Raw genomic sequence first — 24828 nt, 5'->3', positions numbered from 1 at the left:
TGTTGACGGTACTGGTGCTTCCTGTCCCGACAGCCTATGCGCTGGAAGGACACCGGTCACCGGGCCTCCGGTTCCATGACCAGCAGTCACCCGCCCGTGACGCAGCGCCGAGCTTCGGGCGTGTCGACGGGTACCGGCTACCGCACCCGCCGTCCCATTTGGCACTCTGTGCAGGCAACCCGGGGGATTGCAGGAGGGGAAGCACCACATGAACAGCGGCATTGCACCGTCATCGGCGTCCGTGGAGACCCGGCCGGACGGCGACGACCCACGCGTGGGCTGGAGCGCCACCGACGCGGGGTCCGTCCCCGTACTCCGGGGCCGGCGCGACGGCATCCTGCCGACCGTCGCCGCCGCGCTCTCGGTACGCGGCACGACCCTCACGTCGACGGCCGCGCGGGGCGAACAGCCGCCCGTTCTGCACGCGTTGGTCCAGGATTATCTGGATACGCTGACGAGCGCGCAGCGGGACCGTTTCACCGGACGCTGCGCCGAGGCGATCCTGATCTCCCGGCACCTCACCGCCGTCGACGCGGAACGCGCCGAGAAGTCCAAGCGCGGCCGACGCAGACCCATGACCATGAGCGACGCCCGCAAGGCGCTCAAGCACGCCAAACTCACCACCCGGCGCATCCGTGAGGACGGCGACCCGCTGCACGGCGGCTTCGCCCGCCCCTGCCGCGCCTGCGCCGCGCTGACCGCCCACTTCGGCGTCCACGTCGTGGTGCCCGCGCAGCAGCCCGACGCCGGACCGGACCGAACCAACAGCGAGGCCGCCCACTGATGCCCGACTCCGCTTCCGTGGACCGCACTTCGAGCACCCGCTTCTCCGTCCCCGTGGACGCCACCCTGCGCGCCGCCGGCTGGCAGCCCGGACGCTGGGACATCAAGCAGGCCGAGTTCTGGGCGGACGCGCTGCGCACGCACGTCTCCCCGGCCGGACACCGGCACGCGGTCTTCCCCGCGGCCGTGGAGGCCTGGGCGGAGTTCGGCGGCCTGCACCTCACGCCGACCGGCCCCGGCCGCCACGTCGCCCCGTCCCAGCCGCACCTGGACCCGCTGCACGGCCTGCACATGGCCCGCACCCTCGGCGACCTGGGCCGCGCCCTCGACACGGAGGTGAGCCCCCTCGGCGCCGAGTCCGGCACGGAGGCACTCCTGGCGATCGACACCGAGGGCCGTGTCTACGCCCTCGACCACAGCGGCGACTGGTACCTGGGCCCCGACATCGACCAGGCCCTCACCACCCTCCTGACAGGCACCCGGCCGCCCCGCCTCCAGGCGACCTGACCCCGCCGAGGCCCTGCCGCGCCGGAGCGTGGGGACCCCGAGCCCCCGGCTTCAGCGCGGCAGCACCCTCACGCGGCCGGCAGCACGGCCGACACCCGGTACCCACCCGCGTCCGTCGGGCCCGACACGAACACACCCCCGAGCCCGGCGACCCGCTCCTTCATCCCCACCAGCCCGTTCCCACCGGACGGCAGGCCCGCCGCGCCCGCCGCGGACAGCACCGGCGGCGGCTCGTTCTCCACCTGCATCGCGACCTCCACCCCCCGATGCGCGAGCCGCACGTACGTCTTGGCGCCCGCCGCGTGCTTGTGCACGTTCGTCAGCGCCTCCTGCACCACCCGGTAGGCCGTCTGCTCCACCGCCGCGGCGTACGCCCTGACCCGCCCCTCGACGGACATCTCGACGACCATCCCGGCGGCCCGCGACTGCTCCACCAACTCCTCGACCTCCGCCAGGGACGGCCCGTCCGCCTCGGCGCCCGGCTCCTCGGCCCGCGAGGCCGCGGCCGCCGCGGCCATCCCCACCGCCGCCAACGGCACCGCCGTACGGTCCGGAACCGGCTCCCCGGCCCGCAGCACCCCGAGCATCTCCCGCAGCTCCGTCAGCGCCTGCCGCCCCATGTCCCCGACCAGCGCGGCGTTCTTCACGGCCTTCTCGGGATCCTTCCGCGCCACGGCCTGCAACGCCGCCGCGTGCACCACCATCAGCGACACCCGGTGCGCGACGACGTCGTGCATCTCCCGCGCGATACGGGTCCGCTCCTCACCCCGCGCCCACTCGGCCCGCTCCTCGGCCCGCTCCGCGAGCAGCCCCAGCTCCCGCTCCAGCGACTCGTTCCGCTCCGTCAGCGACTCCATCAGCCGGCGCCGCGCACCCACGTACATGCCGAGCAGCAACGGCGGGGCCGTCACCCCCAGCGCCGTGATGATCACGAGGAACGGCACGACCCAGCTCGCCACCTGGAACGAATCCGTGTGCGCCGCCGAATCCTGCTGCATCCGCACCACGAAGACGATCAGCGTCCCCATGAACGACATCCCGGCGAGCGCCCCGATGATCCGCCGCGGCATCTCCGACGCCGCCAGCGAGTACAGCCCGACGACCGTCAGCAACCCGCCCATCTGCGCGGGCGTCACGGCCACCGAGACCAGCACCACCGCGATCGGCCAGCGCCGGCGCAGCACGAGCGTCGCGCCCGTGAGCACCCCGAAGACGACCCCCAGCCAGACCGGCAGCCCGGCCTTGTGCGCGAACGGCACCCCCTCCACCGCGCACTCGACGGCAGACGCCACCGCGAGCCCTGCGTCGAACACGGCGGCACGCCGCCGCTCCCACCACCACGGCCCCCCGGCCGCGGCTCGGTGAACTTCCCCCGTCGTGGTCATACCTCCCAGCCTACGGGCGCCCCCCGCCCGATTTCCGTCGAGTTTTACTTACTGGCCTACACCACACCCCGGAATCGAACGGAAGCGAAACCCACCGGTATCGCGTGAACTGCCGAGCCGGACGCCGGGCCGCCCGTCGCGGTCGCCCGCGCATCCGCGTACGCCGAGGGGCCGACCTGTACCGTCGCGTCGAAGGCGCTTGGTACGGCATAGTGTTGGGCGCATGCTCGACCACCTGACGAAATGTCTGGTTCGAGCTGCTTTAATCCCCCGTGGTGTAATTGGCAGCACTGTGGCTTTTGGTGCCATCTGTCCGGGTTCGAGTCCTGGCGGGGGAGCTTCACCCCCCTTTCGGGTCCCGCCGGGCAACGGTCGGGACCCGCTCTCATTTCACCCCCGGAACCCCCCGGTATCCTGCGGATGTCCACCCCACGAAGCATCCGAAGCCGAAGGGCCCACCCGTGAGCGCCAACCGCCCGGCCGCCGTCGTCGTCCTCGCAGCGGGTGAGGGCACCCGTATGAAGTCGGCCACCCCGAAAGTCCTGCACGAGCTCTGTGGCCGTTCGCTGGTCGGACATGTGCTCGCCGCCGCGCGGGAATTGAGCCCCGAGGAACTCGTCGTCGTCGTGGGTCACGAGCGCGAGCAGGTCGCCGCGCACGTCGGCGCCATCGACACCGGGGCCCGCACCGCGGTGCAGGCCGAGCAGAACGGCACGGGGCACGCCGTGCGCATGGGCCTGGAGGGCCTGGACGGCGCGGTCGACGGCACGGTCGTCGTCGTGTGCGGCGACACCCCGCTGCTGACCGGCGGGACGCTCACCGACCTCGCCGCGACGCACTCCGCCGACGGGAACGCGGTCACCGTCCTGACCGCCGAGGTCCCGGACGCGACCGGCTACGGCCGCATCGTGCGCGACGCCGCCTCGGGCGCGGTGACGGCGATCGTCGAGCACAAGGACGCGACCGAGGCGCAGCGCGCGATCGCCGAGATCAACTCGGGTGTCTTCGCGTTCGACGGGCGCCTGCTCGTCGAGGCCCTGAAGAAGGTCCGTACGGACAACAGCCAGGGCGAGGAGTACCTCACCGACGTCCTCGGGATCCTGCGCGAGGCCGGGCACCGGGTCGGGGCCTCCGTGGCCCGCGACCACCGCGAGATCGCCGGGATCAACAACCGGGTGCAGCTCTCCGAGGCCCGCCGGATCCTGAACGACCGGCTCCTCGAGCAGGCCATGCTGGACGGCGTGACCATCGTCGACCCGGCCTCGACGTTCGTCGACGTGACGGTCACCTTCGAGCGGGACGCCACGGTGCTGCCGTCCACGCAGCTCCACGGTGCGACGCACATCGCCGAGGGCGCGGTCGTCGGCCCCAACACGCGCCTCACGGACACCACGGTGGGCGCGGGCGCCCGGGTGGACAACACGGTGGCCAACAGCGCCGAGATCGGCCCGCAGGCGTCCGTCGGCCCCTTCGCGTACCTGCGCCCCGGCACCCGTCTCGGCCTCAAGTCCAAGATCGGTACGTACGTCGAGACGAAGAACTCGACGATCGGTGAGGGCACGAAGATCCCCCACCTGTCCTATGTCGGCGACGCGACGATCGGTGATTTCACCAACATCGGTGCCGCGAGCGTCTTCGTGAACTACGACGGCAAGGACAAGCACCACTCCACGATCGGGTCGCACTGCCGTACCGGTTCGGACAACATGTTTGTGGCGCCTGTCACGGTCGGGGACGGTGCGTACACCGCCGCCGGCTCGGTGATCACGAAGGACGTACCGGCCGGTTCCTTGGCCGTGGCCCGGGGCCAGCAAAGGAATATCGAGGGTTGGGTGGCCCGTAAGCGTCCGGGGAGCGCGGCCGCGAAGGCGGCCGAGGCGGCCTCCCGGGAACCGGAAACCGCTGACTGACGCGGTCTGACCGGAAACAGGTGCGTCCGACACGGCGTACCGTGATAGATGCTCACGATTCGCCTGGCTCGCTGCTATAGGGACGCGCGGGCAGCTGCGGCGGACGAACTCGTCTGAGGAGACTAGTGCTGTGACCGGGCTTAAGACGCAGGGCGAGAAGAAGATGATGTTCTTCTCTGGCCGCGCCCACCCCGAGCTTGCCGAGGAGATCGCGCACCAGCTCGGTGTCGGGATCGTCCCGACCAAGGCGTTCGACTTCGCCAACGGCGAGATCTACGTCCGCTACCAGGAGTCCGCTCGCGGTGCCGACTGCTTCTTGATCCAGAGCCACACGGCTCCGATCAACAAGTGGATCATGGAGCAGTTGATCATGATCGACGCGCTGAAGCGCGCGTCGGCCCGCTCCATCACCGTGATCGTGCCGTTCTACGGTTACGCGCGGCAGGACAAGAAGCACCGTGGACGTGAACCGATCTCGGCCCGTCTGGTCGCGGATCTCATGAAGACCGCGGGTGCCGACCGCATTCTCACCGTCGACCTGCACACGGACCAGATCCAGGGCTTCTTCGACGGCCCGGTGGACCACCTGTTCGCGCTGCCGATCCTGGCGGACTACGTGGGCGCGAAGGTGGACCGCGAGAAGCTCACGGTCGTCTCGCCGGACGCCGGCCGCGTGCGGGTCGCCGACCGCTGGTGCGACCGTCTCGGCGCGCCGCTGGCGATCGTGCACAAGCGTCGCGACAAGGACGTGGCCAACCAGGTCACCGTCCACGAGGTCGTCGGTGACGTGAAGGGCCGCGTCTGCGTCCTGGTCGACGACATGATCGACACCGGTGGCACGATCTGCGCCGCCGCGGACGCGCTGTTCGCGCACGGCGCCGAGGACGTCATCGTGACGGCCACGCACGGTGTGCTCTCCGGCCCGGCCGCGGACCGGCTGAAGAACTCGAAGGTCAGCGAGTTCGTCTTCACGAACACGCTGCCGACGCCGAACGAGCTGGAGCTCGACAAGATCACGGTCCTGTCGATCGCCCCGACGATCGCCTCCGCGGTGCGCGAGGTCTTCGAGGACGGCTCCGTCACCAGCCTCTTCGAGGGCGAAGCCTGATCCTGAAGTAGAAGATCCATTTGGGTACGGCCTTCCTCACCGGGTAATCTGTTGAAGTTGCTCGGCGAGGGAGGCCGTACGCGTATGCGTGCGGCGATCCGTTATCGACGCGCTCTTCGTAGCAGGCCGTTCGTGGCCGGGTGACCCCTTTCCTGGGATTTCCCCCTTAGTTCTACGAGGAGTTGAAGAGCATGTCCGAGGTCAAGCTCGCCGCCGAGACCCGCACCGAGTTCGGCAAGGGCGCCGCCCGCCGCATCCGCCGCGAGAACAAGGTTCCCGGCGTTGTCTACGGTCACGGTGGCGACCCGGTCCACATCACGCTGCCGGGCCACGAGCTCCAGCTCGCCCTGCGTACGCCGAACGTCCTGCTGTCCCTGAACGTCGACGGCAAGACCCAGCTCGCCATCCCGAAGGCCGTCCAGCGCGACGCCATCAAGGGCTTCCTCGAGCACGTCGACCTGCTCCTCGTGAAGACCGGCGAGAAGGTCACCGTCGAGCTCCCGATCGTCACCGAGGGCGAGCTCGCCGCGGGTGGCAACCTGCTCGAGCACGTGCTGAACACGCTGGCCGTCGAGACCGAGGCCACGCACATCCCCGAGTCGGTCACCGTCTCGATCGCGGGCCTGGACGCCGGTGCGTCCATCCACGCCAAGGACATCGCCCTGCCGTCCGGCACGACGCTGGCCATCGACGGCGACGCCGTCGTCCTCCAGGTCCTCTCCGCGCAGGCCGAGGAGGCCCCGGCGGCGAGCGACGAGGAGTCCGCGGAGGCCTGAGCCTTCCGTAGTCGACCCGGTGTACGGGGTGGTGGGCTCGGCCCGCCACCCCGTACCGCTCTTTCCCCAAGGAAGGCACATGTCCGACGAGAACGCTCCCTGGCTGATCGCCGGGCTGGGCAACCCCGGTCCCGAGTACGCGATGAACCGGCACAACGTCGGCTTCATGGTGGCCGACCTGCTGGCCCGGCGCATGGGTGCCAAGTTCAAGCGGGCCACGAAGGGCCAGGCGCAGGTCGTCGAGGGCCGGATCGGTCCTCCGGGACCGGCGAACCGCCGTGTGATCCTCGCCAAGCCGATGTCGTTCATGAACGTTTCCGGCGGCCCGGTCACGGCGCTGCGGGACTTCTACAAGGTGCCGCTCTCCCACATCGTGGCCGTGCACGACGAGCTGGACATCGACTACGGGGTGCTGCGTCTGAAGCTGGGCGGCGGCGACAACGGCCACAACGGTCTGAAGTCGATCACCAAAGCGATGGGCCCGGACTACCACCGGGTGCGGTTCGGGATCGGCCGGCCGCCGGGGCGCATGCAGGTGGCGGACTTCGTCCTGAAGGACTTCTCGTCGGCCGAGCGCAAGGAGCTCGACTACTTCGTCGACCGGGCCGCCGACGCGGTCGAGGCGCTGGTGACCGAGGGCCTGGAGCGCGCGCAGTCCTCGTACAACTCCTGACCGCGCGGACCTGACCGTACAACTGCTGACCTGTACGGATATGCCTCCGGCGCGAGTTGACCGTACGCGGGGTCATGACCAAGGATCCCGGCCATGGTGCCTGTTGCCCGTCTGTTCGCGACGGCCGTGCTGGCCGCGCTGCTGCTGATCGCCGGTGTCTGGGCGTCGTGGGGCGCGGCGCAGCACGTGATGTTCCCGACCGGGCGCGAGCGCGGCACCATGACGGTGTCGCGGTGCACGGACGAGGTCTGCACGGGCCCGTTCGCCCCCGGGTCCCCCACCGCCGTACGGCATCCGAGCGTGACGATCGACCGCTCGATCGGGGAGAAGAAGGGCGCGCGCCTCCCTGTCGTCCTCAAGCCGAGTTCGACGACGGCCGTGCGCGCGGGGACCGCCGGGTTCCTGCACGCGTGGGTGCCGCTGGGCGGCGCGCTGCTGCTCACGTCGGTGGTGATCGCGGGAGGCATACGGAACCGGCGCCTCGCGTGGATCACGGGAGGCGCCGGTTTCGTTCTGCTGACGGCGGCCTGGGCCGCCGTCAGCGTCTTCTAGCTCCGCTGGTTCTTCCGGTGGGTCAGCCGGTGTTGCGCAGGCCCGCCGCCACACCGTTCACGGTGAGCAGGAGGGCGCGGCTGAGCGTCGGGTCGGGCTCCTCGCCGGCGGCGGCCGCGTCGCGCTGCCGCTTGAGCAGGGCGACCTGGAGGTACGAGATCGGGTCGAGGTAGGCGTCCCGGATCGCGAAGGTCTGCTGGAGCACGGGCTGGGTGCCGAGCAGCTCGGTCTCGCCGGTGATGCGCAGCACCTCGGCGACGGTCAGCGCGTGCTCGGCCTCGATGTCGGTGAAGACGTGCTTGAGGTTCTCGGGGACGAGCGTGTCCACGTAGTGCCGGGCGATGCGCAGGTCCGTCTTGGCCAGGGTCATCTCCACGTTCGAGATGAAGTTCTGGAAGAAGTGCCAGCGCTGGTGCATCTCGTCGAGCACCGTGTCCAGGCCCGCCTCGCGCAGCGCCTTGAGGCCGGAGCCGACACCGAACCAGCCGGGCACGATCTGCCGCGACTGCGTCCAGCCGAACACCCACGGGATGGCCCGCAGGCCGTCGAGGGAGGCGTCGGAGCCGGGGCGGCGGGAGGGCCGCGAGCCGAGGTGGAGGTCGGCGAGCTGGTCCACGGGCGTCGACGCGAGGAAGTACGGCGACAGGTCCGGGTCCTCGACGAGCTTGCGGTAGGCGGCGTGCGCCGCGTCGCTCACCACGTCCATGGCGGCGTCCCAGCGGGCGAGGGCCTCGTCGGACTGGCGGGGCGCGGTGTGCAGGGCGGAGGCCTGCAACGTCGCGGCGACGGTCAGTTCGAGGTTCTCCCTGGCCAGCGACGGCACCAGGTACTTGTCGGAGATGACCTCGCCCTGCTCGGTCACCTTGATCTCGCCCTCCAGCGTTCCCCACGGCTGGGCGAGGATCGCGTCGTGCGAGGGGCCGCCGCCGCGGCCGACGGTGCCGCCGCGGCCGTGGAAGAGGCGCAGGCGCACGCCGTAGCGGTGGGCGACGTCACGCAGTCGGCGCTGCGCCCGGTGGATCTCCCACTGCGAGGTGGTGATGCCGCCGAACTTCGAGGAGTCGGAGTAGCCGAGCATGACCTCCTGGACGTCCCCGTTCAGCGCGACCAGGCGCCGGTAGGACGGGTCGGAGAGCATGTCCTCCAGGATCGTGTCGGCGGCCTTGAGCTCGTCCGTCGTCTCCAGGAGCGGCACGATGCCGATCTTCGCCCAGCCGGCGTGCAGGTCGATGAGACCCGCCTCGCGGGCGAGGACGGCGGCGGCGAACACGTCGTCGGCGCCCTGGCACATCGAGATGATGTACGACTCGATGACCTCGGGCCCGAACACGTCCAGGGCCTTCTTGACCGTGTGGAAGACGCCGAGCGTCTTCTCGCCGGCGGCGTCGAGCGGTGCCGGGGTGGGAGCCAGCGGGCGGCGCGAGCGCAGCTCCTTGGCGAGCAGCTTGCCGCGGTAGTCGCGGGGCATGTCCGCGTAGCGCCAGGACTCCTCGCCGAGCCGGTCGAAGAGCTGGCCGAGGGCGTGGTGGTGGGCGTCGGCGTGCTCGCGCACGTCCATCGTGGCGAGCTGAAGACCGAAGGCCGCGAGCGTACGGATCGTACGGTTCATGCGCCCTTCGGCGAACAGGCCGCCGCGGTGCTCGCGCAGCGAGGTCTGGATCAGCGTCAGGTCGTGCAGGAGCTCGGCGGTGCCGAGGTAGTCGCGGCCCTCGACGTGCGGGGTGCTGCGCGCGAGGCGCTCCTTGGTGTTCTCCAGCTTCTGCCGGATGGCGGTGGCCTTGAGCCGGTAGGGCTCCTCGGCGTTCAGCCGCTTGTAGCGGGGGCTGATCTCCGGGAGGCGCTCCAGGTCGCTCTGGAGCGAGGTGAGCAGCTCCTCGGTGGCGCCGGTGTACCGGATGGAGTTCGACAGGAAGCCGCGCAGCTCGTCGATCATGTCGAGCGCGTCGTTGATGCCGTGCTCGTGCTGGAGGATCAGCACGTCCCAGGTGACCTGCGGCGTCACGTTCGGGTTGCCGTCGCGGTCGCCGCCGATCCAGGTGCCGAAGGTCAGCGGGCGGGACTCCTCGGGGAGGGTCACACCGACCCGCTCCAGCTCGGCGGTGAGGTCCTCCAGAACGTCACCGACGGCGCCGGCGTGCAGCTCGTCGAGGTAGTAGATCGCGTTCCGCGACTCGTCGGTGACCTCGGGGCGCACCACGCGCAGCTCGTCGGTCTGCCACACCAGGTCGATGTTCTCGGCGAGGCGGGTGTCGTAGCGGCGGCGGTCGGTCTCCAGGACGGGCGTCTCCAGGAGCTCCGCGATCCGGCGCAGCTTGCCGAGGACGGAGCGGCGGGCCGCCTCCGTCGGGTGGGCGGTGAAGACGGGGCGGACGTTCAGATGCTGGACGGTCTCGCGCAGGTGGTCCGGGTCGGCGTCCTTGAGACGGTCCGCGGTGCGGGCGAGCAGACCGCCCTCGGCGGCACGCTTGGCGCGCAGCTCGCGGCCGCGGTGCACCTGCTCCGTGACGTTGGCCAGGTGGAAGTACGTGGAGAAGGCGCGGACGAGCTTGGCCGCGGTCTCCAGCTCGGTTCCGCGCAGCAGCTCGGCGGCGGCCTCACCGTCCTCGCGAGTCAGGCGGCGTACCTTCTCCACGAGTTCCAGCAGCTCAGGGCCTTCCTGGCGGACCAGGGTCTCGCCCAGGAGGTCTCCGAGGCGGCGGATATCGGCGCGCAGTTCGGCACTGGTGCTCGTCGTTGCGGTCTGATCGGCACTGCTCACAGGTGCGGCTCCTTGCAGTAATCAGAAGGTGCGACGCCTTGCGTCTCCCTGGAAGGGCGGCGGTAGGAGACGGGTGGCGCTCATCTGGAGGAAGGATCCCCGGATCCGGGTACTAGTCCGGGGTGGAGATTCAGAGCGGACCGCGCTGTCCGACCGTTCCCAAGGATATGTGCCCGCGTCGGCGGCACGGCTCGGGGTCTCTTGCCGCCCGGCCGCGCGCTGCCATACTTACGGCGCCGTAGGTTACGGAACCGTAGGCACGTAGTCCGCGGATCTCCGTGGATCTCCTGACCCGTCTCAGCGCCTCTCAACCCTCTCGACCCTCGACCTACAGGGGACTCCCATGGCCATTGGCCCCGATGTGATCGAAGACGCCCCCAAGAACGCGTCCGGACAACCCGGATCTCCGTCGGCTCCGCTGCCCTCGGCGACGCTGGGCGGTGAGCAGAAACGGTCCGTGGAGCAGATCACGCTGCTCCTGTTCATCGCCGTACCGTTCCTGGCCCTGCTCGCGGCGGTGCCGCTGGCCTGGGGCTGGGGGGTGAGCTGGCTCGACCTCGGGCTGCTCGTCTTCTTCTACTACCTCGGCTGTCACGGCATCACGATCGGCTTCCACCGGTACTTCACGCACGGCTCCTTCAAGGCCAAGCGTCCGCTGCGCATCGCGCTGGCGGTCGCCGGGTCGATGGCGGTCGAGGGCCCTGTGGTCCGCTGGGTCGCCGACCACCGCAAGCACCACAAGTTCTCCGACGCCGAGGGCGACCCGCATTCGCCGTGGCGGTACGGGGAGACGCTGCCGGCCCTGCTGAAGGGCCTGTGGTGGGCGCACATGGGGTGGATGTTCGACGAGGAGCAGACGTCGCAGGAGAAGTACGCCCCGGACCTGATCAAGGACCCGGCGATCCGTGCGGTGTCCCGCCAGTTCGTCTTCTGGACGATCCTGTCGCTGGCGCTGCCGCCGCTCGTCGGCGGTCTGGTCACGATGTCGTGGTGGGGCGCGTTCACGGCGTTCTTCTGGGGCTCGCTCGTGCGGGTGGCGCTGCTGCACCACGTCACGTGGTCGATCAACTCGATCTGCCACGCGGTCGGCAAGCGCCCCTTCAAGTCCCGCGACCGCAGCGGCAACGTCTGGTGGCTGGCGGTCCTGTCCTGCGGTGAGTCCTGGCACAACCTGCACCACGCCGACCCGACGTCGGCCCGGCACGGGGTGATGCGCGGACAGGTCGACTCGTCGGCCCGTCTGATCCGCTGGTTCGAGCAGTTCGGCTGGGCCCACGACGTGCGCTGGCCGTCGCGGGAGCGGATCGCGTCACGACGCAGGGAACAGGCCGCCGTCGCCGAGTGACGTCGGCACGGCATGATGGGGAGTGTGGCGACCGACTCAAGCACTTCGAGCAATGTGAGCAGTGACAGGCCCGACAAGACACGGCGTACGCGCCGTACGCGGATGACGGGGGCCGAGCGACGTCAGCAGCTCCTCGAGATCGGTCGCACGCTCTTCGCCGCCAAGGGGTTCGAGGGCACGTCGGTGGAGGAGATCGCGGCGAAGGCCGGGGTATCCAAACCGGTGGTGTACGAGCACTTCGGCGGCAAGGAGGGCCTGTACGCGGTCGTGGTGGACCGTGAGATGCGCCAGCTCCTCGACATGGTCACCAGCTCGCTGACGGCCGGCCACCCGCGGGAACTGTGCGAGCAGGCGGCGTTCGCGCTCCTCGACTACATCGAGGAGTACACGGACGGCTTCCGCATCCTGGTCCGCGACTCCCCCATCCCGCAGTCGACGGGTTCCTTCGCGTCGCTGATCTCCGACATCGCGACGCAGGTCGAGGACATCCTGGGCCGCGAGTTCAAGAACCGCGGTTTCGACCCGAAGCTGGCGCCGATGTACGCGCAGGCGCTGGTCGGGATGGTCGCGCTGACGGGCCAGTGGTGGCTGGACGCCCGCAAGCCGAAGAAGGCCGAGGTCGCGGCGCATCTGGTGAATCTGGCGTGGCACGGCCTGGACGGCCTGGAGCCGAAGCCGCGGCTGATAGGGCACCGGAAGAACTGACGGCGCCCCGGCCGGGGCGCTCACGCCGGTTTCGTCGCCACCACGAAGATCCGCCGGAACGGCAGGACCGTGCCGTGGTCCGTGGCCGGGTAGGCCGTGCGCAGCAGGTCGCGGTACTCGGCGACGAAGGCGTCGCGGGCGGCCGGGTCGTCGTCGAGCGCGGTGAGCACGGGGCGCAGCCCGGTCCCCTTGACCCAGTCGAGGACCGGGTCCTGGCCCTGGAGGAGATGCAGGTAGGTGGTCTCCCAGGCGTCGACCGCGCAGCCGAGCCCCGCGAGCCGTGCCAGGTAGGCGGCCGGGGTGAGCACCGCGTCCCCGTGCCGCAGGACGCCGTCGAGCCGCTGCCTCCAGGGGGCGGAGGCGGCGAGTTCCCGCATCAGTACGTGGCTGGGGGCGTCGAAGTTCCCGGGCACCTGGAAGGCGAACGTGCCGCCGGGCGCGAGGGCGTCGATCCAGGCGGGGAAGGCGTCGACGTGCCCCGGCACCCATTGCAGCGTGGCGTTCGACACGAGCAGGTCGTACGGCTCCGGGGGCGTCCAGTGGGCCGCGTCCGCGTAGGCGAAGTCGAGCCGGTCGCTCGCGTGGGCCCGCGCCTGTTCCAGCATCTCGGCCGAGTTGTCGTACCCGGTGACGCGGGCGGCGGGCCAGCGCTCGGTGAGCAGCGTCGTGAGGTTGCCGGGGCCGCAGCCCAGGTCGGCGATGCGGGCGTCCGCGCGGGGCAGGCCGGGGACGCGGGCCAGCAGGTCGACGAAGGGGCGGCCGCGGTGTCCCGCGTGCCGGAGGTACTGCCGCGGGTCCCAGGTGGGTGTGGTCGTCGTCATGGCATCCAGGGTCCCCGCCCACGTCTCTTGATGTCAAGAAACTCGACATCAAGAGACTTCACATCGACACACCCCCTACACTGATCGTCATGGAGGACGAGGTCGACCGTCTGGTCGCAGCGTGGCGCCGGGAGCGCCCCGACCTCGACGTGGAGCCCCTCGAGGTGCTCAGTCGGGTCAGCAGACTCGCGCGCCATCTCGACCGGGCCCGCCGCCTCGCGTTCTCCGAGCACCAGTTGGAGCCGTGGGAGTTCGACGTGCTGACGTCGCTGCGCCGCGCGGGGGCTCCGTACCAGCTCTCCCCCGGTCAGCTGCTCACGCAGACGCTGGTCACGTCCGGCACGATGACCAACCGGATCGACCGCCTCACGAAGAAGGGCCTCGTCGAGCGGCTCCCCGACCCCAGTGACCGCCGCGGCGTCCTGGTCCGCCTCACGGAGGAGGGCCGCGATCGCGCCGACCAGGCTCTGGCGGGGCTGCTCGAACAGGAGCGGGCGATCCTGGCGGAGCTCTCGCGCGGGCAGCGGGGTGAACTGGCGGGGCTGTTGCGGCAGTTGACGGCCCCGTTCGACAACATTCCGGGCTAGCGCCGCAGAGGTGGATGCGGGGCGCCGGGTGCGGCTGGCTCACGGCTGGTCGCGCGGTGGCCCGCGCCCCGCGGAAGCAGGCGCCGCGCGCCACTGTGCCCCGCGCCCCGCAGAAGGCTCAGCTCGCCGCCTCCAGATCGACCGGCCCCACACCCGCCCGCCGCGCCAGCGCCACCGCGGCCAGCGTCGAGTGCACGCCCAGCTTCCCCAGCACGTTCTGCATATGGGTGCGGACCGTGTGCGGCGACAGGAACAGCCGCTCCGCCACCGCCTTGCGACCGAGCCCCGCGACCATGCAGCGCAGCACCTCGCGCTCCCGCGGCGTGAGGGACTCGACGAGCCGCTCCGACTCCGTGCGGTGCTTGCGGGCGGCGGTCAACTCCCGCAGCACCCCGGTCAGCAGCGCGGGCGGCAGATGCGTCTCGTCCCGCAGCACCCCCCGTATGACGGTCAGCAGGCGCGACAGGGAACAGTCCTTGGCGACCCAGCCCGACGCGCCCGCCTGGAGCGCGAGGGCCGCCCGGCGCGGATCGTCCCGCTCGGCGAGCACCACCGTACGGACGGCGGGCTGGCCCGAACGGACGCCCGCGACCAGGGAGATGCCGTCCACCAGGCCGTCCTGCGAGGCGCTGTCGGGCACGACGGTGGGCGGGCGCATGCCCTGCAAGGACGCGGCGCCGAGGTCCGCGTCGACGAGCAGCACATCGAATCTGCGCCCCTCGGCGGCCGCCCGGTCGAGGCAGCGCAGGGCGGCGGGGCCGCTGCCGGCCGCCGAGACATCGACGTCGGGCTCGGCGGCGAGCGCCGCGGCGAGAGACTCGGCGAAGATGCGATGGTCGTCGACGACAAGTACGCGTATGCGAACCACTGATAACCCCCACTGGTCGGGGGACGGACCAACGCAGGTACGGCGCCCGGAGAGCAGGTCACCGCAGCCGCACGGCCGCCGCCGTACCGAACTGCCACCCCCACTCCGGGCGTCGTACCCGGCTGTCTCGCCCCCTGATCAGCACCGGCCCCCACCGGTGCTGTCCTCAGAGTAGGGCCGACGGCCGAGAGGGGAAGGCAATTCACAGAACTGGTTGCCGTTGACCGACCGGCGACTGTCCAGCGCGTTTATGGTGAGGCGCATGTTTCGCATTGAGACAGAAGTCGACAAAGAGCGCCGGCTTCTGCTGCGGTCGCTGCTCCAGGAGACCAATACGGCGGCCTCGCCCGCGCTGCGTGCCCTGCGCGGCACGCCTGCCGAGCGCGAAACCCCGCTCCAGGTCTGGGCGTTGACGGACGACGGCGCGCTGGCCGGGGGGCTCGACGCGCACACCTGGGCGACCTGGCTGCATGTGAACCAGCTCTGGGTCGACGACCGGCACCGCGGCGCGGGCCTCGGCTCCCGGCTCCTCGCCCAGGCGGAACGGATCGCGTACGAGGAGCACGGCTGCGTCAACTCCCGTGTGGAGACCTGGGACTTCCAGGCGCCCGGCTTCTACCGGCAGCACGGGTACGACGTGGTGGCGGTGGTGCCGGACTATCCGCCCGGGGTCAAGGAGTTCACGCTCACGAAGCGCTTGCGCGATCTCGGGGGCCGACCCGCGGGCGAGTGACCGACGGCACCACCGGGCTGAGCCGCGCGGCTCAGCTCTCCCTGCGGGCGCCTCGCGAAGGCACCGCCGGGAACACGCGCGGCGCCGTGAATCCGGCCTCGTCGAAGGCGTCGAGCACGGCCTTCGTGACGGCCTCGGCGTCGCCGGTCTCGACCAGGACGATCGCGGACCCGCCGAAACCGCCGCCCGTCATACGGGCCCCGATCGCGCCGGAGGCTCCGGCCGTGGCGACGACGAGGTCCAGCTCGGGGCAGGAGATCCGCAGGTCGTCGCGGAGCGAGACGTGGCCGTCGTTCAGGACCGGGCCGATGGCGCGGACGTCGCCGGAGTCGAGCAGTTCGATGACGCGCTCGACGCGATGGTCGTCGGAGACGATGTGGCGGACGTAGCGGACGACCTTCTCGTCCACCCCGGCCTGCTCCAACGTCGCCAGCGAGTCGGCGAGTTCGGCGAACGGGACGTCCCGCAGATGCGAGACGCCGAGGACGCGCGCGCCCTCCTCGCAGCCCGCGCGGCGCTCCGCGTACGCGCCGTCGCCGAGCTCGTGCTTGACGCGGGTGTCGACGACGAGGAGTCGGAGGCCCTGCGAGGCCAGGTCGAACGGGACCTGGCGGGTCGACAGGTCGCGGCAGTCCAGGTACAGGGCGTGGCCCTCGGTGGCGCAGGCGGAGGCCATCTGGTCCATCACACCGCACGGGACGCCGACGAAGACGTTCTCGGCGCGCTGCGCGAGGACCGCCAGCTCCGGTGCGGTCAGGCCGAGTTCGTACAGTTCGTTGAGGGCGTACGCGGTCACGACCTCCAGGGCCGCCGATGAGGACAGGCCCGCGCCGGTCGGCACCGTGGAGGCGAGGTGGATGTCCGCGCCGGTGATCACGTGCCCGGCGTCCCGCAGCGCCCAGACGACACCCGCCGGGTACGCGGCCCAGCCGCCCTGGCCGTACTTGCTGAGCGGGGTCAGCTCGTCGACGCGCAGTTCGGCGACGGGGGCGTCGATGTCGGCGGAGTGCAGGCGCAGCACGCCGTCCGTCCGCCGCGCGACCGCCGCGACCGCGGTGTGCGGCAGCGCGAGCGGCATGACGAAGCCCTCGTTGAAGTCGGTGTACTCGCCGATGAGGTTGACGCGGCCGGGGGCCGCCCAGACACCCGCGGGCTCGTACCCGTACAGATCACGGAACTGCGCGGCGACAGACATGAGTTGGCTCCCTACCCCTGCTTACGACTGCTGGCGCGCCTGGGCGAACCGCCAGGCGTCGGCGACGATTCCCGCGAGGTCCGCGCGGGACGGGTTCCAGCCGAGGCGCTCGCGCGCGGTGGCGGCGGAGGCGACGAGGACCGCCGGGTCGCCGCCGCGGCGCGGGGCCGCGACCTCGGGGATCGGGTGCCCGGTGACCTGGCGGACGGTCTCGATGACCTCGCGGACGGAGAACCCGTTGCCGTTGCCGAGGTTGCAGATGAGGTGCTCGCCCGGCTGCGCGGCCGCGACGGCGAGCAGGTGGGCCTCGGCGAGGTCGGCGACGTGGATGTAGTCGCGGACGCAGGTGCCGTCGGGCGTCGGGTAGTCGTCGCCGTAGACGGAGATGGCGTCGCGCCGGCCCTGGGCGACCTGGAGGACGAGCGGGATGAGGTGCGACTCGGGGTCGTGCCGCTCACCGCAGTCGCCGTACGCGCCCGCCACGTTGAAGTACCGCAGCGAGACCGCGGCCAGGCCGTGCGCGGCCGCCTCACCGGTGATCATGTGGTCGACGGCGAGCTTGGAGGCGCCGTACGGGGAGGTCGGCGCGGTCGGGTCCGACTCGGTGATCGGGGTGTTCACCGGCTCGCCGTAGGTGGCGGCGGTCGAGGAGAAGACGAGCTTGCGGACCCCGGCCGCGCGCATCGCGGCGAGCAGCTCCATCGTGCCGCCGACGTTGTTGTCCCAGTACTTCTCGGGCTTCACGACGGACTCGCCGACCTGCGAGAAGGCGGCGAAGTGCAGCACGGCGTCGTACGAGTCGTCGAGCCACTTGCCGGCGTCGCGGATGTCGCCCTCGATGAAGGCCGCCCCGGCGGGGACGCCCTCACGGAAGCCGGTGGAGAGGTTGTCGAGGACGGTGACCTCGTGGCCCGCTTCCAGCAGGTGCTGCGCGACGACGCTGCCGACGTATCCGGCACCGCCCGTGACCATGTACTTCTCAGGAACGACCTGACCCATTACTTGCTCGCTACCTCTCGCAGTCGCTCGGCCGCGGTCTCCGGCGGCACGTCGTTGATGAACACGCTCATGCCGGACTCGGAACCCGCGAGGAACTTCAGCTTGCCGGAAGTGCGGCGAATGGTGAAAAGCTCGAGGTGCAGCGCGAAGTCGTCGCGGTTGACGCCCTCGAACTCGTCCAGCGTGCCGAACGGGGCCTGGTGCCAGGCCGCGATGTACGGCGTCACCGGCTGGTCCGCGCCGAAGATCCGGTCGAAGCGCCTCAAGAGTTCCAGATAAATCTTGGGGAACTCTGTGCGCGCGTCGTCGTCGAGTCCGAGCAGGTCCGGGACCTGGCGCTTGGGATACAGGTGCACCTCGTACGGCCAGTGCGCCGCGTACGGCACGAAGGCCACCCAGTGCTCGCCGTCGAGGACGACCCGCGAGCCTGCCCCCGTCTCGGCGAGCTCCTTCTCCACCACGTCGGCGAAGAGGTTGCGCCCGCCGGTCTGCTCCTTGTACTCGGCGACCGAGCGCAGCATCAGGGCCGTACGGGGCGTGGTGAAGGGGTACCCGTAGATCTGCCCGTGCGGGTGGCCGAGGGTCACGCCGATCTCGGCGCCGCGGTTCTCGAAGCAGAAGACCTGCTCGACGGAGTCGAGGTGGGAGAGCTCGGCGGTGCGGTCGGTCCACGCCTCGAGGACCAGCCCGGCCTGTTCCTCGGTGAGGTCGGCGAAGGACTTGTCGTGGTCAGAAGTGAAACAGACGACCTCGCAGCGGCCCGCGTCGCCGGCGAGCGAGGGGAAGCGGTTCTCGAACACGACCACGTCGTACGAGGAGTCGGGGACCTCACTCAACCGCTCACCCTCGGACGGGCAGAGCGGGCACTCGTCGGCCGGCGGGTGGTAGGTGCGGCCCTGGCGGTGCGAGGCGATCGCGACCGCGTCGCCGAGCAGCGGGTCGCGGCGCACTTCGGACGTGGTGACCGTGCGGTCCAGCGGGCGGCGGTCCACCGCGTCCCGGACGACGTCGTCGCGCGAGTCGTAGTAGATGAGCTCGCGCCCATCAGCAAGGCGGGTCGACGTCTTCTTCACGACCGAGGCTCCTCATCGCACCAACACTGAACAACCAAACAGAACCGAACACAACAAAGCATAAGCCAACAGGCCAGTCAAGGGATGCGGCTGTGCACTTTCCGTGGTCGGCGATCACTTTTCCGCGAGGTCTCGATCACAATCAAACAAAGAACACCAAGGGAACTGTTCACTTCTTAGAGCCGGAGGCGTAGGTTCCGGGTTGTTTCCGTTCGACTGTTCGCGCAACGAAGCGAGTTCCCCCATGCAGTCCCCCACATTCACGCTGGCGGCAGGGCTACGGCTGCCCACCAACGGCCTCGACTACGCGATCCTCGCGATCTACTTCGTCGTCGTCCTCGGCATCGGCTTCGCGGCCCGCCGCTCGGTGAAGACCAGCCTCGACTTCTTCCTCTCCGGCCGCTCCCTGCCCGCGTGGGTCACGGGCCTCGCGTTCGTCGCCGCGAACCTGGGCGCGACCGAGATCCTCGGCATGGCGGCGACCGGAGCGCAGTACGGCGTCGCGGTCGTGCACTGGTACTGGATCGGCGCCATCCCGGCCATGGTCTTCCTGGGCCTGGTCATGATGCCGTTCTACTACCGCAGCAAGGTCCGCTCGGTGCCGGAGTTCCTGCTCCAGCGCTTCGACAGGTCGGCGCACCTGCTCAGCTCGATCCTGTTCGCCTTCGCGGCGATCCTGATAGCGGGCGTGAACCTCTACGCCCTGTCGATCGTCGTCGAGGCACTGCTCGGCTGGCCGCAGTGGGTGGCCATCGTGGTCGCGGGCTTCTTCGTCCTCGCGTACATCACGATCGGCGGCCTCTCCTCCGCGATCTACAACGAGGTCCTCCAGTTCTTCGTGATCCTCGCGGCCCTCATACCGATCTGCGTCATCGGCCTCAAGCGCGTCGGCGGCTGGGGCGGCATGACGGACTCGCTGGAGTCCGCGCACGGCCACAACTTCCTCTCCGCGTGGGGCGGCACCGGCATCGGTGAGGCCAACCCGCTCGGCGCGAACTGGCTGACGATCATCCTCGGCCTCGGCTTCGTGCTCTCCTTCGGCTACTGGACGACGAACTTCGCCGAGGTGCAGCGCGCCCTGTCGGCCAAGAACCTCTCCGCCGCCCAGCGCACCCCGCTGATCGCCGCCTTCCCGAAGATCTTCATCGTCTTCCTGGTGATGATCCCGGGCATGGTCGCCGCGGTCCTGGTCCCGAAGATCGGCATGGCCGGCTCGGACCTGACGTACAACGACGCGATCCCGTACCTGATGCAGGAGCTGCTCCCGAACGGTGTCCTCGGCATCGCGGTGACCGGCCTCCTCGCCGCCTTCATGGCGGGCATGGCCGCGAACGTCTCGTCCTTCAACACCGTCTTCACGTACGACATCTGGGCCAAGTACGTGAAGACCGACAAGCCCGACGGCTACTACCTGAAGTTCGGCCGGGCGATCACCGCGATCGGTGTGGTCCTGTCCATCGGTACGGCGTTCATCGCGTCGTCGTTCTCGAACATCATGGGGTACCTCCAGACCCTCTTCTCGTTCTTCAACGTCCCGATGTTCGTCGTCTTCATCATCGGCATGTTCTGGAAGCGCGCGTCCATGAAGTCCGGCGTCTGGGGCCTGCTCGCGGGCACCACGGCCGCGATGGTCAACTACTTCTGGATCTACAAGCAGGGCGTCATCGACATCCCGACCGACCAGGGCGCCAACTTCGTCTCGGCGATCGTCGGCTTCGTCGCGGGCGCGGTCGTCATGGTGGTGGTCACGCTCTTCACGGCTCCCAAGCCGGAGGCGGAGCTGGCGGGTCTGGTGTACGGCACGACGGCCCCGGGGATCGAGGAGCCGCCCGCCGAGGGCGACGACGCCTGGTACCGCAAGCCGGCGCTGCTCGGCTGGGGCGCGATCGTCCTCGCCGCCCTGTGCTACCTCCCCTACTCCCTCTGATCGGAGGCTCGACCCACCATGTCCGAACTCCAGAACGAAGTCTCCGAGTTGGAGCGCACGTCGGCGACGGCGGCCAGCCTCTTCGACATCCGCCGCATCATCGGCGGCCTGTTCGTCCTCTACGGCGTCATCGTCACGATCGCCGGCCTCATGGCGTCCGACGCGGACCTGAAGAAGGCCGAGAACATCAACATCAACCTGTGGACGGGCATCGGCATGCTCGCCCTGGGTCTGTTCTTCCTGATCTGGCTGAAGCTCCGCCCGACGGCCCCGCCGACGCCGGACGAGTCCGAGTAACCAGCATGCCCGGGGCCGGAGTTCACCGCCGAGCGGTGGGCTCCGGCCCTTCCGGTTTCCCGGCGGCCGACCGGGGTGTGCTGTCCGAGCGCCACGCGGTCAGCCGGGGGCGCCCCGGCAGTTCGGCGCGGCCGGTGGCCCACAGCAGGGTGCGCCAGGGGTCCGCGCCGCCCGGAGCCTGCGGGAACAGCCGGCCGAGCAACCGCGAGCAGAGCGCCGCGGGCGGGTCCCAGTCCAGCCCGAGACCTTCCGCCAGATCGTGCGTGTGGACCAGCGTCTCTTGCAGCGCCAGCGCGGCGAAGCCTTCGGGGTCCGCCACTCCGGCGGCGTGGTGGGCGCGGACGTGGGGCGGTGTCGTCCGCACCATGGAGACCAGCAGCGCGCCGCACGCCTCAAGGACCTGCACCAGTCCGGCCGGTCCCGCGGCACGCTCCGCGAAGACGAAGACCATGGGTGCGTCCGGCCTCTTCCGCTGCAACGCGAACGGCACGTGGGTGTCCAGCGGCGGGCTCTGCGGCCCCAGTTGGACGGCGTAGTAGAACAGGTCGTTGGCGAGGTGCTCGGCGGTCTCCCAGCAGTCCCACTCCAGCGAACCGGCCCGCGCGCCCCACCCCTGCGCGGGAGCGCCCCGGAGGACCTCCACGGCGAGCCGCACGGCGAGGTCGACGTCGTCCGCGGTGACGGGCGACGACACTGATCCGGTTTCGGCGGTACGAGACATCGCAGCACCGTATCGCGGGCGGAAACGCGCCGAGCGGGCACCGCCCGACCCCGCACACGCGAAAGTCCCGCTCCCCGTACGGGGAGCGGGACTTCTCTCGGAGCGCCGGGCAGGCCTTGCACCTGCATTTCCCCGCAGGAAGCGGGGCGTCTTTCCTTGGACCACCAACGCACTGCCGTGCACCGCGAGTTGCGGTGACGAGCGCAAGATCGACTATAGCTCAGGATTCCGGTTCGGTCGAGGAGGGCGCGGCCTGCTGCACCGGGCCCGCGCGGTCGAGAAGTCCGGTGCGCGCGGCCAGGGCCGCCGCCTCCAGCCGGGAGCCGACGCCCAGCTTCATCAGGACGCGCTGGACGTGCGTACGGGCCGTGGACGGGGCGATGCCCATGCCGGCCGCGATCAGCCGGGTGTCCTCGCCGTCGGCGACCCTGACCAGGACCTCGACCTCGCGCGGGGTCAGCATCTGGAGCAACCGCTGGCCCTCGTCGTCGGGTTGGGCCGCCGGGTTGAGCAGCTCGCTGAACGCGCCCTGGAGCAGGGCCGGGGCCACCGCCGCCTCGCCCGCCCGCGCCTTCATCAGCGCCCGCTCGACACCCTCTATGCGCTCGTCGTGGCGTACGTAACCGGAGGCGCCCGCGGCGAAGGCCGCCGCGATGCCGCGCGGCGACGGGACCGGGCCGAGGACCACCACGGCCACCTGGGGACGCTCCCGCTTGATCCGCACCACCGGGTCGAACGTGCCCGGTTCCGCCGGTGTCGCCGTGCCCAGGAGGCACACCTCCGGGGCACGGGAGATGACCAGTTCGGCCGCGCCGGCGGCGGGCGCGGCGGCGGCGAGCACCCGGTGCCCGCGCAGCTTCAGGGCCGAAGCCAGCGCCTCGGCGAGCAGTCGGTGGTCGTCGACCACCATGAGCCGCACTCCCATCGGGCCAACCCCCCAGTCCGCCCCAGGAGCAGCGTGTGTCTCCTGGGCCCCCCATGGACAGGCGAGCCCCCCGACTCCCCGTCCTTCTTCATCCCCCGGAAGCTACACGCTTGTTCGACGTTGCGCGCCCCCTACCGGTCAGATGCGGCCCTGAATGCTGAAATCCCCACCTTTCAGGGGTGATGGGGGGTACTGGAACGGTAAACGGTACGGCCCCGCACCCGGGTGGGTGCGGGGCCGTACCGGCGGGGTTCCGCCTGCTACTTCGCCACGAAACCGAGTGCCGTGTAGTCCTTGTCGTCCGCCGAGTACGGCGCGCTGATCAGGCCCTTGCCGAAGTACAACCGGCCGTTGGAGTAGAGCAGTTCGGCACCGGAGTTGCCCGGGACCATGCTGCTGATCGCGTCCTTGACCGTCTGCGTCGCCGGGGTCTCCAGAAGCGTCGTCTGCTTCATGGTCTTCGGGTCGAGCGTGACGATCTGGCTGCCCTTGTCGTACGGGCCGTCCTTGTAGGCCAGGATGTTCCCGCCGTCCATGCGCATCGGGAAGATCTCGTACTCGCCGCCGTCGGCCCGGTCGGCGGTGGTCTTCCCGGTCTTCAGGTCGTACGACACGACCTCGTTGGTCTGGCCGATGTCGCCGCCCGCGTCGTGCTGGCGGGTGGCCAGGTAGACGCGGCCGTTGCCGACGACGACCTTGGTGCAGCCCTCGATGTGGCCGACCTCGCAGTCGAAGTCGTACTTCTCGTCGTCGATGGCGATCTTCGTGATGAGCTTGCCGTTCGCGTCCATCGAGAAGATGTCGCTGATGGTGCCCGCGGAGTTGTCACCGGCGCCGACGGCGAAGACCACCGGGTTCGTCGAGAGCACCTTCGCGTTGTCGACACCGCTGGCCAGCTTGTACGTCCACTTGGGGCGGCCCGACGTCGGGTCCAGGAGCTGGACCTCGTACTTCTCGTTGTCGTAGTCGCCGCACTTGCGGACCGCGACGAGCTGCTCGCCGCCGCTGTAGCCGACGTCCTCGCAGGTGCCCTGCTGCGGCTTCCAGAGGATCTTGCCGGACTTGATGTCGAACGCGGCGCCACCGCGCAGGCCGCCGCCCGCCGCCAGCGTGTCGCCGGTGATGGACAGTTCCTCGAAGGGGATGGCCTCGGAGCCCGAGCCGATGCTCTTCGTCCACTTCTTCTCGCCGCTGTTCACGTCGAAGAGGGTGACCTGGGAGCAGGTCTGGTGCGCGCCGTCCTTGGGACGCTTGGCGTCCTCGCTGACGACGGCGGCCAGGGCGTCCTTGGTGACCGCGGTCGTGGCGCCGCAGGTCTGGCCGGGAAGCTCCAGCGTCCAGCCCTTCTTGCCGGTGTTCGCGTCGTAGCCGACGATCTCGTTGACGCCCGCCTTGGCGTACGTCTTGTCGGTCAGCCAGGAGCCCATGACGCTGTCGACGTTGTCCTTGCCGACCTTGGGCGCGGGCAGCTGCAGCGTGAGCTGCGCCGCGGTGCTGCCCGGGACCTTCTCCTCGCCGGCGCCGCCCAAGCCGGGGCTGTCCTTGCCCTTGCCGCCGCCCTTCTTGCCGTCGGCGCTGTTGGACGTGTCGTCCTTGCCGCCGTCGTCGGACGAACCGGCGTACAGGATGCCGCCGCCGACGATCAGGGCGATGACCACGACCGCCGCCGTCACGATCCACACGACCGGCGAGACGGACTTCTTGCCGCCGCCACCGCCGACCGGGGGCATCGGCGCGGTGGGCGGCTGCGGGTAGCCGTACTGCGGCTGCTGACCGTAGGGCTGCTGGCCGGGGGCGAACTGCTGCTGCCCGTAGGGCTGCTGACCGTACGCCGGGGTCGGCGGCTGCTGCGGCTGCTGGCCCGGGTAGCCGTAGCCGGGCTGTCCCTGGGGCTCGGCGGGCGGCTGCGGGTAGCCGTACGCGGGGGCGGCCGGGGCGCCCTGCGGCGGGGGCGGCGTGGGGGCGCCGAAACCGCCGGGCGGGGGCGGGGTGGGCGCGCCGAAGCCACCGGCGGGCGGCGCGGGCGGGGCCGCCGGAGGGGCCTCCTGCGGCTGCTCGGGCTGCTTGCGGAAGGCGTCCTGCGGCGGCTCGCTCGGGGGCTGCGGCGGCTGCTGGGGCGGCTGCGGGGGCTGCTGGGGCGGCTGCGTCATGGCGTCGTTACCTCGGGGGCCTTGCGTATG

The 24828-nt window shown here is 70.6% G+C and carries 23 protein-coding genes and 1 tRNA gene; 14 read left to right on the top strand and 10 right to left on the bottom strand.

Annotation, left to right across the window (positions count from 1 at the left end; translation table 11 throughout):
- Positions 1-208 precede the first annotated feature (208 nt).
- Both V2W30_RS23280 and V2W30_RS23275 read left to right on the top strand, forming a co-directional pair.
- Complete coding sequence (locus V2W30_RS23280) at positions 209-784, top strand: YwqJ-related putative deaminase (RefSeq protein WP_338699403.1); 576 nt, start codon at positions 209-211, stop codon at positions 782-784.
- A complete protein-coding gene (locus V2W30_RS23275) occupies positions 784-1290 on the top strand; it encodes an SUKH-3 domain-containing protein (protein ID WP_338699401.1) in 507 nt (168 codons plus the stop codon). The genes V2W30_RS23280 and V2W30_RS23275 overlap by 1 nt, the downstream gene beginning before the upstream one ends.
- A 68-nt stretch (positions 1291-1358) precedes the next feature.
- Here V2W30_RS23275 and V2W30_RS23270 read toward each other — a convergent pair whose 3' ends face one another.
- Entirely contained in the window at positions 1359-2675 is a 1317-nt protein-coding gene (locus V2W30_RS23270) for a sensor histidine kinase (protein WP_338699399.1), read from the bottom strand.
- 266 nt (positions 2676-2941) lie between these two features.
- Here V2W30_RS23270 and V2W30_RS23265 point away from each other — a divergent pair.
- From V2W30_RS23265 to V2W30_RS23240, 6 genes are all read left to right on the top strand, one after another.
- A tRNA-Gln gene (locus V2W30_RS23265) sits at positions 2942-3013 on the top strand.
- Positions 3014-3136: 123 nt separating this feature from the next.
- The gene (gene glmU / locus V2W30_RS23260) at positions 3137-4585 is read left to right on the top strand and encodes a bifunctional UDP-N-acetylglucosamine diphosphorylase/glucosamine-1-phosphate N-acetyltransferase GlmU (protein WP_338699397.1); all 1449 of its coding nucleotides are present in this window, start codon (positions 3137-3139) and stop codon (positions 4583-4585) included.
- 130 nt (positions 4586-4715) lie between these two features.
- Positions 4716-5693, top strand: coding sequence for a ribose-phosphate diphosphokinase (locus V2W30_RS23255; RefSeq protein ID WP_338699395.1), 978 nt, complete (start codon positions 4716-4718; stop codon positions 5691-5693).
- 191 nt (positions 5694-5884) lie between these two features.
- Complete coding sequence (locus V2W30_RS23250) at positions 5885-6469, top strand: 50S ribosomal protein L25/general stress protein Ctc (RefSeq protein ID WP_338699393.1); 585 nt, start codon at positions 5885-5887, stop codon at positions 6467-6469.
- A gap of 79 nt (positions 6470-6548) precedes the next feature.
- Positions 6549-7142 (top strand): aminoacyl-tRNA hydrolase, encoded by a 594-nt coding sequence (gene pth / locus V2W30_RS23245; RefSeq protein ID WP_338699391.1) that lies wholly within the window; start codon positions 6549-6551, stop codon positions 7140-7142.
- Positions 7143-7235: 93 nt separating this feature from the next.
- Positions 7236-7694 (top strand): hypothetical protein, encoded by a 459-nt coding sequence (locus V2W30_RS23240; protein WP_338699389.1) that lies wholly within the window; start codon positions 7236-7238, stop codon positions 7692-7694.
- Between the two features lie 22 nt (positions 7695-7716).
- On the opposite strand, the gene ppc is transcribed toward V2W30_RS23240, so the two are convergent.
- Positions 7717-10452, bottom strand: coding sequence for a phosphoenolpyruvate carboxylase (gene ppc / locus V2W30_RS23235; RefSeq protein ID WP_338699388.1), 2736 nt, complete (start codon positions 10450-10452; stop codon positions 7717-7719).
- Positions 10453-10795: 343 nt separating this feature from the next.
- Here ppc and V2W30_RS23230 point away from each other — a divergent pair, with 343 nt between their 5' ends.
- Positions 10796-11797 (top strand): acyl-CoA desaturase, encoded by a 1002-nt coding sequence (locus tag V2W30_RS23230; RefSeq protein WP_338699386.1) that lies wholly within the window; start codon positions 10796-10798, stop codon positions 11795-11797.
- 12 nt (positions 11798-11809) lie between these two features.
- Positions 11810-12502: a TetR/AcrR family transcriptional regulator gene (locus tag V2W30_RS23225; RefSeq protein ID WP_338699383.1), complete on the top strand. Its 693-nt coding sequence runs from the start codon at positions 11810-11812 to the stop codon at positions 12500-12502.
- Between the two features lie 20 nt (positions 12503-12522).
- Here the strand turns inward: V2W30_RS23225 and V2W30_RS23220 are convergent, their stop codons facing one another.
- Positions 12523-13323, bottom strand: a complete 801-nt coding sequence (locus V2W30_RS23220; protein WP_338699381.1) for a trans-aconitate 2-methyltransferase — start codon at positions 13321-13323, stop codon at positions 12523-12525.
- A gap of 89 nt (positions 13324-13412) precedes the next feature.
- On the opposite strand from V2W30_RS23220, the gene V2W30_RS23215 reads away from it, so the two are divergent.
- Complete coding sequence (locus tag V2W30_RS23215) at positions 13413-13910, top strand: MarR family transcriptional regulator (RefSeq protein WP_338699379.1); 498 nt, start codon at positions 13413-13415, stop codon at positions 13908-13910.
- Positions 13911-14028: 118 nt separating this feature from the next.
- On the opposite strand, the gene V2W30_RS23210 is transcribed toward V2W30_RS23215, so the two are convergent.
- Positions 14029-14778, bottom strand: a complete 750-nt coding sequence (locus V2W30_RS23210) for a response regulator transcription factor (protein ID WP_338699377.1) — start codon at positions 14776-14778, stop codon at positions 14029-14031.
- A gap of 250 nt (positions 14779-15028) precedes the next feature.
- Here V2W30_RS23210 and V2W30_RS23205 point away from each other — a divergent pair, with 250 nt between their 5' ends.
- On the top strand, positions 15029-15511 hold the full coding sequence (locus V2W30_RS23205; RefSeq protein ID WP_338699374.1) for a GNAT family N-acetyltransferase: 483 nt from the start codon (positions 15029-15031) through the stop codon (positions 15509-15511).
- 31 nt (positions 15512-15542) lie between these two features.
- Here V2W30_RS23205 and galK read toward each other — a convergent pair whose 3' ends face one another.
- Genes galK through galT form a run of 3 tightly spaced genes read right to left on the bottom strand, consistent with a single transcriptional unit; the run spans position 15543 to position 18778 of the window.
- The gene (gene galK, locus V2W30_RS23200) at positions 15543-16706 is read right to left on the bottom strand and encodes a galactokinase (protein ID WP_338699372.1); all 1164 of its coding nucleotides are present in this window, start codon (positions 16704-16706) and stop codon (positions 15543-15545) included.
- A gap of 21 nt (positions 16707-16727) precedes the next feature.
- Positions 16728-17705 (bottom strand): UDP-glucose 4-epimerase GalE, encoded by a 978-nt coding sequence (gene galE / locus V2W30_RS23195; RefSeq protein ID WP_338699370.1) that lies wholly within the window; start codon positions 17703-17705, stop codon positions 16728-16730.
- Positions 17705-18778: a galactose-1-phosphate uridylyltransferase gene (galT, locus tag V2W30_RS23190; RefSeq protein WP_338699368.1), complete on the bottom strand. Its 1074-nt coding sequence runs from the start codon at positions 18776-18778 to the stop codon at positions 17705-17707. The genes galE and galT overlap by 1 nt, the downstream gene beginning before the upstream one ends.
- Positions 18779-19022: 244 nt before the next feature.
- Between galT and V2W30_RS23185 the strand changes: the two genes are divergently transcribed.
- Positions 19023-20705 carry a sodium:solute symporter family protein gene (locus V2W30_RS23185; protein WP_338699366.1) on the top strand — a complete coding sequence of 561 codons (1683 nt, stop codon included), beginning with the start codon at positions 19023-19025 and terminating at the stop codon, positions 20703-20705.
- An 18-nt stretch (positions 20706-20723) separates the two neighbouring features.
- A complete protein-coding gene (locus V2W30_RS23180) occupies positions 20724-21002 on the top strand; it encodes a hypothetical protein (protein WP_338699364.1) in 279 nt (92 codons plus the stop codon).
- 22 nt (positions 21003-21024) lie between these two features.
- Here V2W30_RS23180 and V2W30_RS23175 read toward each other — a convergent pair whose 3' ends face one another.
- The 3 genes from V2W30_RS23175 to V2W30_RS23165 all read right to left on the bottom strand — a co-directional run bounded on the left by V2W30_RS23175 (position 21025) and on the right by V2W30_RS23165 (position 24798).
- Positions 21025-21723, bottom strand: coding sequence for a hypothetical protein (locus tag V2W30_RS23175; RefSeq protein ID WP_338699362.1), 699 nt, complete (start codon positions 21721-21723; stop codon positions 21025-21027).
- Between the two features lie 220 nt (positions 21724-21943).
- Complete coding sequence (locus tag V2W30_RS23170; protein WP_338699360.1) at positions 21944-22648, bottom strand: helix-turn-helix transcriptional regulator; 705 nt, start codon at positions 22646-22648, stop codon at positions 21944-21946.
- Positions 22649-22908: 260 nt separating this feature from the next.
- A complete protein-coding gene (locus tag V2W30_RS23165) occupies positions 22909-24798 on the bottom strand; it encodes a PQQ-binding-like beta-propeller repeat protein (protein WP_338699358.1) in 1890 nt (629 codons plus the stop codon).
- Positions 24799-24828 lie beyond the last annotated feature (30 nt).

This window comes from Streptomyces sp. Q6 (genome assembly GCF_036967205.1).
Lineage (GTDB): Bacteria > Actinomycetota > Actinomycetes > Streptomycetales > Streptomycetaceae > Streptomyces > Streptomyces citrinus.
The sequence above is the reverse complement of the archived record's forward strand: the minus strand, read 5'-3'. Positions and strand labels throughout refer to the sequence as shown.

Coding starts and splice junctions, on each gene's coding strand:
- V2W30_RS23185 (WP_338699366.1), top strand. CDS start 19,023: ATGCAGTCCCCCACATTCACGCTGGCGGCAGGGCTACGGCTGCCCACC.
- V2W30_RS23215 (WP_338699379.1), top strand. CDS start 13,413: ATGGAGGACGAGGTCGACCGTCTGGTCGCAGCGTGGCGCCGGGAGCGC.
- V2W30_RS23165 (WP_338699358.1), bottom strand. CDS start 24,798: ATGACGCAGCCGCCCCAGCAGCCCCCGCAGCCGCCCCAGCAGCCGCCG.
- galK (WP_338699372.1), bottom strand. CDS start 16,706: ATGTCTGTCGCCGCGCAGTTCCGTGATCTGTACGGGTACGAGCCCGCG.
- V2W30_RS23225 (WP_338699383.1), top strand. CDS start 11,810: ATGATGGGGAGTGTGGCGACCGACTCAAGCACTTCGAGCAATGTGAGC.
- V2W30_RS23205 (WP_338699374.1), top strand. CDS start 15,029: ATGGTGAGGCGCATGTTTCGCATTGAGACAGAAGTCGACAAAGAGCGC.
- pth (WP_338699391.1), top strand. CDS start 6,549: ATGTCCGACGAGAACGCTCCCTGGCTGATCGCCGGGCTGGGCAACCCC.
- galE (WP_338699370.1), bottom strand. CDS start 17,705: ATGGGTCAGGTCGTTCCTGAGAAGTACATGGTCACGGGCGGTGCCGGA.
- V2W30_RS23220 (WP_338699381.1), bottom strand. CDS start 13,323: ATGACGACGACCACACCCACCTGGGACCCGCGGCAGTACCTCCGGCAC.
- V2W30_RS23240 (WP_338699389.1), top strand. CDS start 7,236: ATGGTGCCTGTTGCCCGTCTGTTCGCGACGGCCGTGCTGGCCGCGCTG.
- V2W30_RS23170 (WP_338699360.1), bottom strand. CDS start 22,648: ATGGGAGTGCGGCTCATGGTGGTCGACGACCACCGACTGCTCGCCGAG.
- V2W30_RS23275 (WP_338699401.1), top strand. CDS start 784: ATGCCCGACTCCGCTTCCGTGGACCGCACTTCGAGCACCCGCTTCTCC.
- V2W30_RS23250 (WP_338699393.1), top strand. CDS start 5,885: ATGTCCGAGGTCAAGCTCGCCGCCGAGACCCGCACCGAGTTCGGCAAG.
- V2W30_RS23180 (WP_338699364.1), top strand. CDS start 20,724: ATGTCCGAACTCCAGAACGAAGTCTCCGAGTTGGAGCGCACGTCGGCG.
- V2W30_RS23230 (WP_338699386.1), top strand. CDS start 10,796: ATGGCCATTGGCCCCGATGTGATCGAAGACGCCCCCAAGAACGCGTCC.
- V2W30_RS23175 (WP_338699362.1), bottom strand. CDS start 21,723: ATGTCTCGTACCGCCGAAACCGGATCAGTGTCGTCGCCCGTCACCGCG.
- V2W30_RS23270 (WP_338699399.1), bottom strand. CDS start 2,675: ATGACCACGACGGGGGAAGTTCACCGAGCCGCGGCCGGGGGGCCGTGG.
- V2W30_RS23280 (WP_338699403.1), top strand. CDS start 209: ATGAACAGCGGCATTGCACCGTCATCGGCGTCCGTGGAGACCCGGCCG.